The sequence below is a fragment of the Arthrobacter sp. K41 genome (assembly GCF_059089645.1).
In genome coordinates, this window is the sequence record NZ_JBNHEW010000001.1 from 880,274 (window position 1) to 895,668 (window position 15,395).

Below are 15,395 nucleotides of genomic sequence, written 5' to 3' on the forward strand. Positions count from 1 at the left end.
AACTGGGATAAAGACTAAGGAGCGCCAAGCTTTGCAACAAGCCGCATTGGGCAAAGTGTGGATAAAAAGCTGAACAAAATCTTTTCCAGGGCATCCGCTGCAGGCGAACAACGGACCTCATGGCGTAGCCCCTCCTGAAACTCGGATTGGTTATTCTTGTGGACGTCGCTCCCCGTGTGCACCAGTTCCAGCCCGTTAGGGCAATGACTGGGACTGGTGCCGCGGCGGCAGCAGGTCGGGCGACCTTAAGGCGGATATAAAACGCTACTTGATCGGCTAGCCTACCCAGGTTCCCCGAGTAGAGGACCAATAGATGGTTCCCCGGTCAAAGGACTGGGCCCAAGCACCGGACCCCGCATAGTATTCGCTTGTTCGCGGCAGCCCCAGACGACCGCTGGGGCCGCCATTGTTCCACCAGGCAGCGCCAATGCCACCTTCGACTCCGAATGCGTCGCCGACTGAGTTGTTCCAAGCGACGGTACCCGCTTCGAACACTTGGTAGGTACCGCCCGGGGCCCAGATTTCCTCAGTCCGCGGATATCCGTAGGTGTAGACGCTCCCGACGGAGTCCCACCGTCCTAAAATTCCTCCGCGCACTGAATGCGTCCCCGTTCCCGCGGACCAGTAGTAGTAGCCGCGCTGGAACTTCTGACTCGCACCGTTTCGGTACGAGTAGCTTTCTGCATCAAGCGGATACCCGAGGACTGAAGAAGGGCCTCCGGCGTTCCACCATGAACTTGCAATTCCCCCGCGCACAGGGTGCGCGCCAGACCAGGGCGACCAGAGGTACCAACCGCTCGTGAAGTCCTGAACGCGACCTCCGGGAACATCGTGTTCCTCTGTCTTTGGCTGGCCGACCTCCGCCCAGTACGCGCCTCCACGGTAGTCCCAATCGCCGAAAATTGCTCCACGGACGCCGTAGGTTCCGTATGAAGGACTCCAGACTATTGTTCCTTGTTCAAAGTCTTGGGCACGCCATCCGCTGCCGTCTCCATATTCGTAAGAAATGGGTTGACCGTACCAATGCCCGCCATTGTTGGCGTACCAGTACTGACCTATTGCTCCTCCCATTGGGTAATAAGTCGTAGCCATCCGGATGTTCCCCGGAGCATTGCCCGGTCGATCTGTGGTTGCTTGGGCCGCAGATCCGCCCGCTAATAGCACCGCGGTGGCGAGAGCAGTCAACAAGGTCGATTTCAGCTTCAAAAGTTGTTCCCCTATTTCTCGGCCCCGGTCCTTGTCGGTACCAGGGGTTGCAGGCACTTGCGCCAACTGAAATGACTTTCGCACACTTTTAGACGTTCTGCAGGTGAGACTCTGTCACGAGTTTTTGTCACTGGGTAAGTGATTATCCAAAGCGGCGCTAGTTTTCGGACTAGTTGCGGCTGTATCTGGTCACAGTCGTTGCAGGTCCTCGCCGGGACTCCCCCGGTGCGTAACCGAGCTTCATAAGTTCCTGAGCCATAAGTGATTCACTAGACTTTTCAACCAAGATAATTGTCGGGTGCTGGAGAACTTTAGCTGCGGAGGAGGCCACGTCGAGTCTTTGATCGAAAATTCGTTGCCATTGGGCCGCACTTATCCCCCGTGTGGGATCAGCCAGACCCTCGAAGCTGTCAGGATAAGCCTGACTTGCGAGTCCTTGCGCGGGACTTATCACGAAGGCGTCCCCTGGTGAAGACAAATATTCCACTGATTCCGCAATGTAGCGGAAATCGTCCTGGGGGTCGCGACCGAACTGGGTTCTCTGGCCGAGATAGGAGGGAATGGCGACCACCAAAGCGGCCGAAACGCTAACCGCCACTGCAGACTTGATGCGGCAAATGGCACTTGGCAGATGAAGAGCAACTGCAGGAGCTGCTGCCAGGATTGCCAATGCGGGCAGTTCAAAGGACAGGTAGCGCGGCAGGTAGTAGTTTCCTCCCGTAAGGAGAGAACCACCAATAACCGCTGTTGCCGGGACGACGAGCCAAGGAACGGCGAGAAGGACAACAAAGTGTCCTCTGCTCAGGACCAATCCAAAAGCAGCGGCTGTCCACAGCAAGCATGCCAGTGCAACCATGGAGAAATCCTCACCCGGAGTGGGTAGCGGTGCCACTAGACCGTCCTTGGCAAAGTAGCCATCTGCAAAAAATTGCAGCACTGAGAACTCAAACAAGAAAGATGGCCCCACAGGGCGGATCCACGAAATCTGAAACTGCTGCTGGCTGGCGGTGCCTGCTATAACAAGCCCGGGAGCAAGCCACCCAATTGAAGCTGCCGTTAGTCCGCGCCAGGTTTTCCGCAGGCTGGGGTCCAAAAGTAACGTCACGGCATGGGCAACGAACAGGAAGACAACATAAAAGGATAGGCCAACGCTGACTGCGCCAATGGCTGAGTAAAGCACCCACTTAGTAGTACTGGGACGCTCACGAATCGACACCAAGACATATGTGGCTGCAACTGCCCCAAGGACCGTCAGGGCATATGACCGTGCGTCCGTTGCCACGTACTGTGTCCTCGGCATGACCACCAAAAAAGCGGCTGCGAAGATCCCAAATCTAACGCTTGAGAGCTTCCTGCCAAGCTCGACCATCATCACGGCGGAGAAGGCGATGGCAACAAGACTGGGCAAACGCACAGCGAACTCGGAATAGCCTAAAATACGGGTCCAGCCGAACATGAAAAGGTAATAGAGTCCGTGCACAGCATCGATGCTGCCAAGCATGGCCACCAATTCCGGAAGACTGCGCCTTACAGCGCTGAGGGTTGCTGCTTCATCTGTCCAGAAACTTGGTCGCCATAATCCTATGCCGGAGTATAAGAAGGCCACCAGCCCGGCCAAGCAAGAGGCGGTCCGCGGTTTAGTCACCGATCAATCCTAGCGGCGCCGCCAGAAAGGGATCTTCGACCTCAACATGCCGCGCGGGTGTGGCCCTTTCGCGGGCGATACTAGAGGAGCCCTCGCTTGTCTAGCAGTTCCTCCAGCGCGTCCTGTATGTGGTAGCCGTACGGCATCGTCAGGTGCGTATGGTCCTTCTTGACGGGGATCCCGCCGGCAAAGCTCGGACAAGAGTCGTCCGGAGTGCAAAACAGCGAGCGGGTATCCAAGTAGACACTCCGGCTGGCCTCTGCTGCTGCGGTATCAGCCCTGGCAATGTCGTACCACAAAGACGTAACCGTACCCAAGCAGTCCCTCGGGCCTCCCACAGGCGTGTAACATTCCCGGACGTCCTTATCAAAGGGGGGCGGACTTAGGATCAGCCTTTGTTTGGAAGCCGAAATTCTGTCAAGAATTGAGGTCATTCCCGCTTGCCAATCAGAGGCGGTAGCCTCATTGCCTGTCGTTGACATCCGTTCGGGAACCATAGTGTTGCCGACGATGACAAGGTCTGGCTTAGTTCGTTGGATGAAGTCAACTGCCTGTTGCTTGCGCTCCTGACAGCTGGACTGTTCCTCCGCCGACTTAACCATCGGGTAGTCGTTGAAAGGACACCCGGGCCGGCCAAAGATACGAATGTTCCAGCCACTTTCTGCGTAAAGCCTAGTAAGGGGAATCGCCCATCGTTGAGAGATTGAGTCGCCTACTAGGACTGCCTGTCTGGTGGCGTCAGCAGGACCAAATGTGCATTCCTCGGCAGAATGATTGCCTGGCGAACCGCACTGCAAAACACGCTCTGGGTGAGGGTCCTCGGACATGAGTTCTTCCAGCGAGGGTTCGAATCGTGGCCAGGAGGTTTCCGGCACGGCCGCGGCAAGCTCTTTTTGAAGAGACTTTCCTGCGGGTCCGTCCACGGGCGCTGCGGGGAACCCCGCCCTCGCTTCTGAGAGCGGCGCAACTGCATCGGAGGCCGGAACCACTGCAATCTTCACCGCCATGGCACCCGTCGCCACCACAAGGAACACTGCCAGTCCAGCACAGGCCTGTAGGAGATTTCTTCGCGCAGCACGTCGTTTTCGACGCGCACCCAGCGTTTTCGAAGTTGTGTCTTTCGAGCTCGACGACAACCATGAGCTTTTTCGGATGGGATCCTCTACCAGACGGTACGAGTAGACCGAGAGACCAAGGGTCACGAAAAGCACCATCGCGAAGTAGAAGCTGCTTTGGGCAGAAAGCAACGCCCCTAGGAAGACGATAACCGGGAAATGCCATAGATATAGGCTGAACGAGATGTCGCCCAGATACCGGCTAACTGGATTAGTGAGGACAAAGAGGTACCTCTGCGATCCCCCGCAGCCAGCTCCAATAAGCAGCGCTGTGGAAAGAACGGGCAACAGTGCTCCGGGCGCAGGGAAAGCACTGTTGGGAGTAAGGACAAAAATGGATGTGACAATGCCAAGAAGCCCGGCATTGGCCAAGACGGGCCGCAGCTTCTTCGGTATACGCTCACATAACGGAGTGGCGAAGGCCAATAAAGCACCCCCACCAAGCTCCCACACTCGGGTCAGTGACGAGTAGTAAGCGGCACCGGGGTCGGAAGCGGTCTCGAGGGCGGCCAAGCTGAAGGACCACAGACTCACGACGCCGATCAAAATGGCAGCTACCTGGAGGGAGCGGGACGGCGACATGCCCCGTCGACCAAGAAAAACCAGGGCTGCTAGCATGATCCATGGCCAGACAAAGTAGAACTGCTCCTCCACGGCGAGCGACCAGTAATGGCGTAATGGCGAAATGGGACCGTCAGCCTGGAAGTAATCACTGCCTTGCAGAAGGAATCGCCAATTAGCGGAGAACAGTCCTGCCCAGACGGAATCGGCTAGCGTTTCGCTAAAGCGTGGTGCAGCGAACAGTGCTCGAGCAGCAAGTAAAGTTGCCACTATAACAAGCAGCGAAGCGGGCAATATTCGTTTTACTCGTCGTTTATAAAAATTGGCAAAGGATATTGTCCCTGTACGCTCCCATTCACGGATAAGGAGCCCCGTGATCAGGAACCCGGAGATGACAAAGAAGACGTCAACACCTACAAAACCGCCTATCGGCCAGTGGAACAGGTGCTCAGCAATAACCGCAAGAACAGCAACAGCGCGGAGGCCCTGAATATCCGGACGAAGTCCCGGCTTCTCCCGGTTTTTGCGGCCAGGCTCCGTTGCAATATCCCCTTTTGCAAGGGATGTATCCGGCTCCAGAGTTGAGCCCGCTATCGATGTCAATGACAAAGTCTTTTGCCTCCTGCGGAAGGTAGCTGAATTTCGCCATAGAGATGGCAGTAGTGATACAACCTGTTTACTGGGACACTGCGGGGGTTCGCTCTTCGTCCTTGGACACGAGAGCAACATGAGCCGCAAAAAAGTGCTGCCCTGGTTAGGTATGCCCGTTTATCTTACCTGCGGAACTTGCGGGCACATATTGGGCTAGGAATCTAAGAGGTCCTCTGCCGCTTCAGTAAAACGGCACCGGCCACAAGGCCTAAACCGCAGGTGGCAGCGGCGCTGCCGATGCCCCAAGCTAGGGAGTCCGGCACCAGCAGCATCAATACAGTAACGGTGACGGCCGCAGCCATGCCTTTCAGCATCAATCCCAAGTCAACAAGCGTGCGGTCATAGCGCCGGACTACGAACACGTAAACAATCCCCAGAAGCAGATACGAAACCACCTTAATGATGCCCAGCAGCAGCAGGTCCCCGCTGCCGGCCGGAAAGAACGCAAGCCCCAGACCGATGATGGCAATGCAGGGCGTGACCACAGCCATGAGTCGTGTTTTTCCGATGGCAAACAACTGCGAAGTCGAAATGAGGAAGACAACGTACCCATAGCCAAGAAGCGGCAGGGTCCGGGCTAAAAGGAGGAGGACTGGCTCGGGATCATTCACCAGCACATGAGTTGCCAACACTGCCACGCCACTACCGCCCAAAGTGAGCATGAAACCAACGAAAACTGCTTCCCGCTGCACTTTTCCGACTTGGCCGGTGTTATCGACGCCGCGGTGGGAAAAAATGGTTGTTTGCCATACGTTGGAAAGGGCCATAATGACGGCAAGGGGACCCAACGCCAAGGGCATTACAGCGTTGTACCGCCCAACAAGCTCCTCGCCCCTCAGAATCGTTATTAGGACCGACTCACCTTGTAGCATCAGCACGAGCGCGATGCTGTGAGGTAAAACAGGTAAAGACGTTCTGACGGCGTTTTTGAGCGATTCCCGATACCTGAACGGTGCGCCGGGCTTGCTGACCACAACCCCTGCCACCGACGCCACCACAACACATACGGCAAAGCTCCCCATGTATACAGTCGCAGTCGGAGCGATGGAAATAATTGCCAGCAGTCCGGCAACATGCCCGAGAACGGTGGCAACCACTGTGATGACCACGAACGCAAGGGCCCTGTGCTCGGAACGCAAGTAGGCCAGGGACATTTGCGTGATCCCGTGGAGGCCAATGATGCCTATGGAAATTAGATACGGCACAACGTTAGCAATTGTACCGTTGGCAAACGCAACGAGGGCAAAGATGGACGCCGCCAGGCTGGCACCCATAATGCTGAAGCCCACGCCGAAACCGTTGAGCGACCGCGCTTTGTCTGGCCCCCTATCAGGGTTGAAGTACAGCGTGCTCAGGACCATTGGAAGTCCAGCCGAAAGAGCTATCAGACCGATCGAAATAAAGGACAGAGAGAAACTAACTTGCCCCCACTGCTGGGGGTCAAGCAAACGAATGGCGAAGGGCTGGACCGCGACCGCACCGATACCTTGGGCTACAGCGGCGATGAGGTACAGGAGTCGGTGGTGCGCTGGTACAGCCGCTGGATGCGTCTCCCCCGCCAACCGCGATTCAGCAGCCATTTATTTTTCCATATCGAAAGTTCGCCGGACATGCCAGAGATAGAGTTTCGCGTAAAGGGCCGGGAAGACCTTTATAAGCATCGCCGATATTCCTATATGGGGTGCCGCAACTGTCGCGTCGACAAGGTCACGAACTGAAAGGTCCTCGCGGACATATCGGATAATTTTGTCGATACTGTGCTTGGGGCTTCCCGCAAATAATCCGCCCGAGATAGTAAGCACTCCCAGAAAAGTGCGTAACGTGTTCCACGAACGAGCCTTGACCTGCCTAATCAACTCGGGGTTCAGGCCAGAACGCACGGAGTTGAGCGGTCCGTCTACGAATGCCATAGTCGGCTCCTGGCTCCAAGTGAGCGACCGGGCTTGGACGTGGTAGACGTACACAGGTGTTGGAACAATCCGTACACGGCGGCTGTAAGAGTAGGCGATGGCATTCACTACCAGGTCCTCGTAGCGGACAAGGTCGTCAGGAAACGAAAAGTTGTCGAACAGGGAACGCCGATAAACCTTGGCGTGAAGGAAGTTCCATAGCTTGCCTTGCAGGGCAAAATCCACGGTTTCCAGCCCGGTCAGCAGACCCTGGGCGGAATCTGGTCGTGGGTACTGCCGGCCCGCCGGAGTCTGCGCCACGTGAGCCGCAACGACGATGTCGATGTCCTCTGCCATATGGGCTTCCATTGTGGCGAGGTAATTTGGCAGCAGCTCGTCATCGCAGTCCAGGAAACCAATGAATTCACCTCTGGCCTCTGCGATGCCAGCATTGCGGGCTGCGCTGGGGCCCCCGTTCCGCTCCTGCCGTAGCAGCCGGATTCTGTCATCCCGTTCCGCCTCCACAAGAGTGCGTACTAAGTCTGAGCTGTTGTCGGTAGAGCAGTCATCGACAACCAGCAATTCCCAGTCATCCCGGTCTTGGGCCAGCACGCTCCGAATGGCACGCTCCACCGTGGAGCGGCCGTTGTAGAGAGGCATGACGAGGCTGGTCCTGATGGGCATGAAAGTCCTTACTTATGCACACGGAACCGACCCTTCAGAGGGTCGACCGTCCTGCCGGACGTCCGCGGCAGCAGATCTACTCTACCGGTTTCATCGAACTGCAAGAGAGCTGTCACGTCACACCAGCAACCCTAGTAACAAGCGCCTCAGGAGTGCTATCTTGAATCAGCTTTTAGGGGGCGTTGACGACGTCGACGTAACCGCCACTGCCCTGTCCCTATCCTCACGGCCGCCAAGGTCTCACGCGGTTGCCCGAGGGAGCTCGTTCCGGAGTTGTACTATGAAAATGCCCAAGCGCAAAAACGAGAGCTGGCACACGAAAAGGGCTCAACGCAGGCGAGTAAGGCCAGTGCTATCAGCAGCATGTGCCGCTGCCGTCGTTGGGGTCCTGGGAAGCTCGATCGCAATCCAGTCCGCGGTAGCCACGCCGCTGCCATCGCCCACTGCTACCTCTTCGTCAACAACCTCACAGACGGTTACCGCCCCAGATCCGAGCAGTGGAACTTCTATACCTCCAACAGAACCCGCTACAAAACAGGCATCGGAAGCGGCGCCTCCGGCAACCGCACCGGCCGGCGTGGAACCGAATCCGAATCCCGCCCGTTCCGGTGTCATGCCGCTGTCCCCTGCCGACGCCGCCGCGCTCGAAGCCGAGATGGGGCAGGGCGGGGCGTACATGGGAGCCGGTTTTCGGGCTGTCTCAGGCGATATAGAAGAGCCCTCCCAGCCAGGGAGCAAGACCCTGTCGTCGGAGGCGTACAACACATGGAAGCCGCCCGGCATTCAAGGCGTGGACGTCAGCAGCTGGCAGCCAGGAATTGACTGGGACGGGCAATTTAACCAGGGAGCTCGCTTCGCTTACGTCAAGGCTACCGAAGGAACCACTTACACCAACAGCGAATACCCAAGCCAGTACACCGGGTCCTACAACGCGGGCATGATCCGCGGGGCATATCACTTTGCCACGCCCAGCACATCCTCAGGGGCGGACCAGGCGCGGTACTTCGTCTCCCGGGGCGGAGGCTGGTCGGCTGACGGAATGACCCTTCCGCCGCTCCTCGACATCGAATACAACCCCTACCAGGCTCTGGGCAACACCTGCTACAACATGACCGCAAGCCAGATGGTCAGTTGGATTCGGGACTTTTCAAACACTATGGTGGCGCTAACCGGGCGTAAGCCCGCAATTTATACGACTACTGACTGGTGGAAAACCTGTACTGCAAATAACGGGGGCTTCTCCGACCACCCACTGCATCTGGCGAGCTACGCGACGGCTCCCGGAACTCTTCCTAATGGCTGGGCAGCGTACAGCATCTGGCAATATTCGCCAGAGGGCCCCTACGTAGGCGACTCCAACGTATGGAATGGAACCTACGCCCAGCTGAAGGCTTTCGCTTACGGGCGGCCGCTGAATGCGGGAGAGAATGCGATCTCAAGCCTTGCAGAACCTATGCCGCTCGGCGCTCCCCGGAGCAGTATCGTGTGTGGGATCAAAGATAACGGGTGTTATCAGAGCTTTCGGAACGGTGAAGCGCTTTGGTCCCAATCAACTGGGGCGTGGATCTCCCGTGCGGGTGCCATCCGGTCCCTATACCGCCTGGCGGGTGCTGAGAACGGCGCAATGGGTTATCCCACAAGCGGTGAACAATGCGGACTCAAGGATGGCGGCTGCTACCAAATGTTCCAAGGCGGCGCCATCATGTGGTCCCCGCAAACAGGTGCCCAGTTTTCCCCCCACGGGGCCATACGCGCCGTATGGGCCGCGGGCAGCTTCGAAAATGGCGTCCTTGGATATCCGACCAGTGGCGAACAGTGCGGTCTTAAAGACGGCGGGTGCTACCAGTCCTACCAGGGCGGGCAGATCCATTGGAGCGCCAAAACCGGCGCCCAGACGTCACGCTACGGTGCAGTTCGGAGCGCATGGGCAGCCAATGGATTCGAGTCCGGCCCACTGGGATACCCAACGTCGCCCGAGCTTTGCGGACTCAAGGACAATGGATGCGTCCAGTCCTATCAAAACGGCCAAATACACTGGACCGCCACTACAGGTGCCCAACTAACGCGTGCGGGAGCAATTCGAGGTCGGTGGCTTGCAGGCAACGCCGAAAATGGCGTACTCGGATATCCAACCCGCAGCGAGGTGTGCGGGCTTAAAGACGGCGGGTGTTACCAGTCCTTCCAACACGGCCAGATTCACTGGAGTGCCCGAACCGGTGCTCAACCTACGCGAAACGGAGCGATTAGGGCTGAATGGGCCGCCAAAGGCTATGAAGCCAGTCTGCTTGGATATCCGACCGGACCAGAAACGTGCGGCCTTAAGGACGGTGGCTGCTACCAATCGTTCCAGGGAGGCCAGATACACTGGTCTCCTGCAACCGGAGCCTACATGACGCGCGCCGGAGCGATCGCAACCTACTGGGGCCAGTCGGGTTGGGAAAACGGACCCTTGGGATACCCGACCGGCACCGAGACCTGCAGCTCTGCGGGTGTCTGCTACCAGACCTTCCAGATGGGGACGCTGGAATGGACAGCCGAAACCGGCGTCCGGCGCCGATGACCTAGCAAGTTCGGGAACTCGTCCCGCATAACGCGAAAGGGTCAGACTGACGGGCCTCGTCATTGCTGCCCGGTCAAACGGCCGTTGCAACTTTCACAACTTTTGTGCAGTTGCAACGGCCGTCGCGTTTCCAACCACGTCCACTCCCAACAGCCATGACGGCATCATTGCAGCCAAAATAGCTCATCGTTTGGAACAATGCGTTCTGACACACCTCGGCGATACTATGTCCACGCACAAAGACGCCCGGCCGGTATTTCCCGGCCGGGCGATTTGAGATTATTGGAGGCGCCCCCGTAGAAACGGGGCTACGGGCGGAAGGCGTGCCTTACAAGCTTGCCCAGGCCGGGCCACATTCCTTTACTGACCACCTTGGGCGTAAGGGAAACAGCATTGAGCCGGGACGTCAAATGAAGCCGGGCAGCACGGGCGGCTTTGTTCCAACCCAGCTTGGCGAAGTCGCGAGCGCACTCATCGAAAAAAGCGCGTTCCTCTGCAAAGCGGCGACCATCGAGTGCCCGAACCGAGGAATCAGAATCGCGGTGGCGCCGGTACTGGAAGCAAACGGTGTCAGATACGAGCATCTTGCCACCGTCCATGATGATGTCCATTGCCAGCGCAATGTCCTGGACCACGTTGTACTGTTCCCTGAAGTCGTGTTTGAGGATCGCTTCGGCCCGCCATGCAACGGACGGGAAGTACAGCCAGTCACCCGTGATGAGGCTTTCTGCTATGGGCTCTCCAGCGATGATTGCTTCGGACGACCCACCGACCGCCAGACGTCGAAGGCCCGCTTTCACCTTGTCGCCAAGCGGCTCATAGACGGCTCCCTTTTCGTCTATCACTTCGACACCGGGCTGGAATATCATGACCTCGGGGTTCTGGAAAGCCTTTCGAACTGCGCCCACATAGTTGGGCAGCATGATGTCGTCCGCCCCCATGACAACGACGACGTCGTGCCGGACCAGGCTCAAGCACTTCTTGTAGTTGCCGTTGGCGCCCAGGTTGGTTTCGTTGCGGAAGTAGCGAACCCGGTCATCCGAATCAACCAGCTGCTGAAAGTAAGCTGGGAGATCGGCATCGGGGTATCCGTCATCAACGATGGTCAGCACAAAGTCTCTGTCGTCCTGGCCAAGCACGGAGTCAACTGCGGCTTTCATCATCGCCACGTCGCCGTAATAGGGCAGCATTACATCTATGGTCAATTTTTACTCTTCTCTCAGAACGCGCGTCTGTTCAGCAGCGTGGTCATTGGTTGGACGGCTGGCAGCAAGGGTCGAGGCTTCCGAAAGCTTGCCCACTGCTGACCGCAGAAGCGCCACTTCTTCGGCCAGTATTCGGGTCTCATCCTCAAGTATGGTGAGTTCACGGGAGACGTGGAGGCCCACGCCCACCAGGAGCACAATGGAAAGCGCAAACAAGAGGTTGGCGGGAACACGAACTCCTACAGCCGACGCTGCAAAGTCCAATAGGTTAGGGAATAGCCCCAGAACTATGGTCAGGCCCCCAACAACCAGCCAGAGCACCGCGTATTTTTCGCGGAGCTTCCCTTCCCGAAGCATCAGCAGGACGGCCAGGACCATCCCGATGGACGTGACCAAAGAAAAAGCAACACTCACGCGGGAACACTTCCTTCTCCGGCAATGTCGCCCGGCCGGGGGGCAGCTGACTCCAACTGCACGCGAGGGCGCCTGCGGGCTAGAGCAAAGCAAAGAACAAGTCCGGAACGCGCAAGGTAGATCATAGCTTTTACGGGACTGTGGCTCGGGGTGCCGGCCTGCCGGACTTTCATCTCTACAGGAATCTGCACCACACGGCAGCCGGACTTGATGGCTACGACCAGCGAGTCAATGGTGTCTCCCAGGTACTCGGCCGGAAAGTGGTCAATGTACTGGTGCAATGCCTTTTCGTTCGCGGCCCGGAATCCGGAGGTTACGTCCGTCAGCGGAGTACGGGCCACCTTCGAGATGACCTTCGCCAGGGCAGACATTGCCCAACGGCGCGGTCCCTTTGCCTCGTAGGTGCCCCTGCCGGCAAATCTGGCCCCTATCGAAATGTCGGCCTCGGCCAGTCCTGCCAGTACTCGGTCAATATCGTGGGGGTCGTGCTGGCCGTCGGAGTCAACCTGGATGGCAGCAGAGTAGCCATTCCGGATGGCGTACTTGAAGCCGGTCCTCATAGCGCCGCCAACTCCCAGGTTGAAGGGCAGCCGCAGCACCGCTGCCCCGGCCTTTTCTGCGATCAGGGCAGTATCATCGTGGGATCCGTCGTCCACGACGAGAATGTCATGCTGGGGAACAACACGCCGTACGTTTCGGACCGTGTCACCGATCACTTCGGCCTCGTTCCAGGCAGGCATGATGATGAGCGTGCCGGATCGCGTCTTGTTACTCATGATTTGAAACTATAGCAAGGGGCGTGCCGCCCCCTGTGCCGCCTGAACGTGGATCAAAGCTGAGGCCTGCATAATTGTAAGGTTGACAATCAGAATGAGGAGCTTGGATCGATGACTTGGTGGCAGACCCTTCCGACGTTTGCGTCGGCTGCATTGATCTACTTCCTGCCTGGTCTGGCAATACTTGCACTCATGGGGGTCCGCCGCCTTAACCTGGCGGCTTTGGCCGCGCCCGTATCAACAACAGTCGCTGCCTGCGCCGCCGTCGTCGCTCCCTACCTGCACTTGCCTTATACGCCAGTGGTTTACTTCGCGATCAGCACGGTGCTGGCCTTGGTCGCATGGGGCCTCCGCCGGTGGTGGATGCACAAGGAGCTTGGCCGCTTCCATCTTGCGGACAACGGACCCCTGGACACAAAGGACTTGGGCCGGAGGACGTCGGTCCTCGCGGTGCCGTTAGGGCTACTGTTTGCAGCAGTACTCATCAGCGCCCGATTCATAGCCGGCTTCGGCAGTCCTGACAGTTTTTCGCAGACCTTCGACAATGTGTACCATCTCAACGCCGTGCAACATATCGTCCAGACTCAAGTCGGGTCGTCACTTACGGTCGGGAACCTGACAGAAGCATCAAGCTATTTTTACCCTGCCGGCATGCACGACATGATGGCCCTCCTTCAAATGCTGACAGGCAGTTCCATACCTCTTGTAGTGAACGTTGGCACCATCATCATCGGAGCCTTGGTATGGCCGCTGGGATGTATGTTCCTTGTCTCCCGGCTGGTGGGATACCGCCCCATCCCTCTGGTTGCAGCCGCCGTCCTCTCAGCCGGATTCAGCGCTTTTCCTTACCTATTGATTGGTTTCGGCGTCCTCTACCCGAACAACGCTGCCATCGCGCTGCTCCCAGTTGTTTTGGGACTGGCGGTGGAGCTTCTTGGAATGTCACGGAACCCTGCTTCTTCCTTCCTTCCTCCGGCAGTGGCGTTCTGCGCGGCATTCCCCGGGATGGTGCTGACCCACCCAAGCGCCATGGTGGCCATGCTGGGATTTCTGGTGCCGGTCATGTTGGGCCGTCTGGTATTGGCGTTCACCGAGTGGAGAGCGGGCAACACAACGAAGCGCGCCGTTGTTCGATGGGCGATCGCCGGCACCTTGTACCTTGCAGTGGTGGCTACGGCCTGGTTGGTTCTCCGACCGAGCCTTGGCGCAGCACCATGGACTCCTTTTCAATCGAATGCCCGGGCTATCGGCGAAATTTTGGGCAGCGCGCCCATGGGGACCACTACGGCTTGGGTCCTCGCCACTCTTACAGTCATTGGCCTTTATGTGGTCGCCCGAACGTTGCGACAGACATGGTGGATTCTCGGCATGTACCTAGTTGCAGCAGTTCTTTACATGGTCGTCTCCAGCTGGACGCCCGGGGCTTTCCGGACGCTTCTGACAGGTGTCTGGTACAACGACAGCTTCCGGCTGGCCGCTCTACTCCCAGTAACAACTCTTCCCATCGTCGTTTTCGGAGCCGAGTGGCTGGTGTGGCGTTTCAGAACGCTACTGAAGCACCTGTCGACGTCAGAGCAAACGCAACTGGGTATGGTACCCGCCTCCGTCGTCGGGGCTTTTAAATTCCGGGCGCCCGCAGGCACTAGTGTCGTTTCCGTCTGGATTGTTCTCGCTTTGCTGGGGCTGGCCGCCCAGGGTGGCACTTTGTCCCAAGTACAACAGCGGCTGGAGTTTATTTTCTCGACAAGTGCCACGTCAGATCTTCTGGACGAGGACGAACTGAAGGTCCTCAATGAGGTAAAAGGCCATGTACCTCCAGACGGAGTGGTGGTGGCCAATCCGCTGACGGGTGGGTCCCTGGTTTACGCTTTAGCCGATCGACAGCCCCTCGCCCCGCATATCTTCGGTGAAAGAACTGAGATGGAGCAGCTTTTGCTCGACCACTGGGACGAGGCTGCATACAACAAGGACGTTTGCCCGGCAATCCGGAAGCTCAACGCCTACTGGGCTTTGGATTTCGGGACAAAAACTGTCATTCCCACGGAAGATCCTTTCCCAGGTTTGGCCGACCTGGCCGCTGGCACTGCGCCGGGAATAGAAGAACTGGCCACCTCGGATGAGGCAAGGTTGGTAAGGACCACAGCCTGCGACTAACCGCGTTTCCACAGATGCAGGGTGAAATAGGAGCTCGACAACAGGCGAATACCGCCCACCGACTCGAACTTACCGATCAGACGCCGTTATTTGTAGGTGATGACTGCTCCACCACCAGCGGACCAGCTGATGCGACCGCCTTGGTAGTCCTGGGCGACGCCGCTGCCCGAGACGTACTCATCCGTGAGGGGGTATCCAAGACGCCCCCGCTCAAAACCGGTTCCCGCCCACGCCTGGCGGATCGCACCAACGGAATAATGCGCCCCGGTGGCCGGTGACCAGTTAATGGCGCCGCCTTGATAAAGCTGGTAAACGCCGCCGTTAATGAGGCCGCCAACCTCATCAGAGGTCGGGTAACCAAGACGCCCCCGCTCAAAACCGGTTCCCGCCCACGCCTGGCGGATCGCACCAACCGAATAATGCGCCCCAGTAGCCGGCGACCAGTTAATGGCGCCGCCTTGATAAAGCTGGTAAACGCCGCCGTTAATGAGGCCGCCAACCTCATCAGAGGTCGGGTAACCAAGACGCCCCCGCT

11 protein-coding genes are annotated in these 15,395 nt (G+C 57.9%); 2 read left to right on the plus strand and 9 right to left on the minus strand.

Going from position 1 to position 15,395, the window contains the following annotated elements:
- Nucleotides 1–276 precede the first annotated feature (276 nt).
- The 5 genes from AC5RTE_RS04190 to AC5RTE_RS04210 all read right to left on the minus strand — a co-directional run bounded on the left by AC5RTE_RS04190 (nucleotide 277) and on the right by AC5RTE_RS04210 (nucleotide 7,751).
- The gene (locus AC5RTE_RS04190; RefSeq protein WP_494040158.1) at nucleotides 277–1,092 is read right to left on the minus strand and encodes a hypothetical protein; all 816 of its coding nucleotides are present in this window, start codon (nucleotides 1,090–1,092) and stop codon (nucleotides 277–279) included.
- 283 nt (nucleotides 1,093–1,375) lie between these two features.
- Entirely contained in the window at nucleotides 1,376–2,851 is a 1,476-nt protein-coding gene (locus AC5RTE_RS04195; protein ID WP_494040109.1) for a glycosyltransferase family 39 protein, read from the minus strand.
- A gap of 80 nt (nucleotides 2,852–2,931) precedes the next feature.
- Nucleotides 2,932–5,130 (minus strand): acyltransferase family protein, encoded by a 2,199-nt coding sequence (locus AC5RTE_RS04200; protein ID WP_494040110.1) that lies wholly within the window; start codon nucleotides 5,128–5,130, stop codon nucleotides 2,932–2,934.
- Nucleotides 5,131–5,339: 209 nt separating this feature from the next.
- Entirely contained in the window at nucleotides 5,340–6,758 is a 1,419-nt protein-coding gene (locus AC5RTE_RS04205; RefSeq protein ID WP_494040111.1) for a lipopolysaccharide biosynthesis protein, read from the minus strand.
- Nucleotides 6,759–7,751, minus strand: a complete 993-nt coding sequence (locus AC5RTE_RS04210) for a glycosyltransferase family 2 protein (protein WP_494040112.1) — start codon at nucleotides 7,749–7,751, stop codon at nucleotides 6,759–6,761.
- 676 nt (nucleotides 7,752–8,427) lie between these two features.
- Here AC5RTE_RS04210 and AC5RTE_RS04215 point away from each other — a divergent pair.
- On the plus strand, nucleotides 8,428–10,311 hold the full coding sequence (locus AC5RTE_RS04215) for a GH25 family lysozyme (protein ID WP_494040159.1): 1,884 nt from the start codon (nucleotides 8,428–8,430) through the stop codon (nucleotides 10,309–10,311).
- A 308-nt stretch (nucleotides 10,312–10,619) separates the two neighbouring features.
- On the opposite strand, the gene AC5RTE_RS04220 is transcribed toward AC5RTE_RS04215, so the two are convergent.
- From AC5RTE_RS04220 to AC5RTE_RS04230, 3 genes are read right to left on the minus strand one after another with little or no spacing between them, the layout of a single operon-like run.
- Nucleotides 10,620–11,516, minus strand: coding sequence for a glycosyltransferase family 2 protein (locus tag AC5RTE_RS04220; protein ID WP_494040113.1), 897 nt, complete (start codon nucleotides 11,514–11,516; stop codon nucleotides 10,620–10,622).
- Nucleotides 11,517–11,519: 3 nt separating this feature from the next.
- Nucleotides 11,520–11,930: a DUF2304 domain-containing protein gene (locus tag AC5RTE_RS04225; RefSeq protein WP_494040114.1), complete on the minus strand. Its 411-nt coding sequence runs from the start codon at nucleotides 11,928–11,930 to the stop codon at nucleotides 11,520–11,522.
- Nucleotides 11,927–12,706 carry a glycosyltransferase family 2 protein gene (locus tag AC5RTE_RS04230; protein ID WP_494040115.1) on the minus strand — a complete coding sequence of 260 codons (780 nt, stop codon included), beginning with the start codon at nucleotides 12,704–12,706 and terminating at the stop codon, nucleotides 11,927–11,929. The genes AC5RTE_RS04225 and AC5RTE_RS04230 overlap by 4 nt, the downstream gene beginning before the upstream one ends.
- A gap of 111 nt (nucleotides 12,707–12,817) precedes the next feature.
- Here AC5RTE_RS04230 and AC5RTE_RS04235 point away from each other — a divergent pair, with 111 nt between their 5' ends.
- A complete protein-coding gene (locus AC5RTE_RS04235) occupies nucleotides 12,818–14,860 on the plus strand; it encodes a DUF6541 family protein (RefSeq protein WP_494040116.1) in 2,043 nt (680 codons plus the stop codon).
- Nucleotides 14,861–14,946: 86 nt separating this feature from the next.
- Here AC5RTE_RS04235 and AC5RTE_RS04240 read toward each other — a convergent pair.
- Nucleotides 14,947–15,395, minus strand: a 449-nt coding sequence (locus tag AC5RTE_RS04240) for an LGFP repeat-containing protein (RefSeq protein WP_494040117.1), incomplete at its 5' end; no start/stop codon positions are given.

Excerpts from the sequence above, each read along its gene's own strand:
- AC5RTE_RS04235 (WP_494040116.1), top strand. The coding sequence starts at position 12,818 with ATGACTTGGTGGCAGACCCTTCCGACGTTTGCGTCGGCTGCATTGATC.
- AC5RTE_RS04190 (WP_494040158.1), bottom strand. The coding sequence starts at position 1,092 with ATGGCTACGACTTATTACCCAATGGGAGGAGCAATAGGTCAGTACTGG.
- AC5RTE_RS04230 (WP_494040115.1), bottom strand. The coding sequence starts at position 12,706 with ATGAGTAACAAGACGCGATCCGGCACGCTCATCATCATGCCTGCCTGG.
- AC5RTE_RS04210 (WP_494040112.1), bottom strand. The coding sequence starts at position 7,751 with ATGCCCATCAGGACCAGCCTCGTCATGCCTCTCTACAACGGCCGCTCC.
- AC5RTE_RS04215 (WP_494040159.1), top strand. The coding sequence starts at position 8,428 with ATGGGAGCCGGTTTTCGGGCTGTCTCAGGCGATATAGAAGAGCCCTCC.
- AC5RTE_RS04205 (WP_494040111.1), bottom strand. The coding sequence starts at position 6,758 with ATGGCTGCTGAATCGCGGTTGGCGGGGGAGACGCATCCAGCGGCTGTA.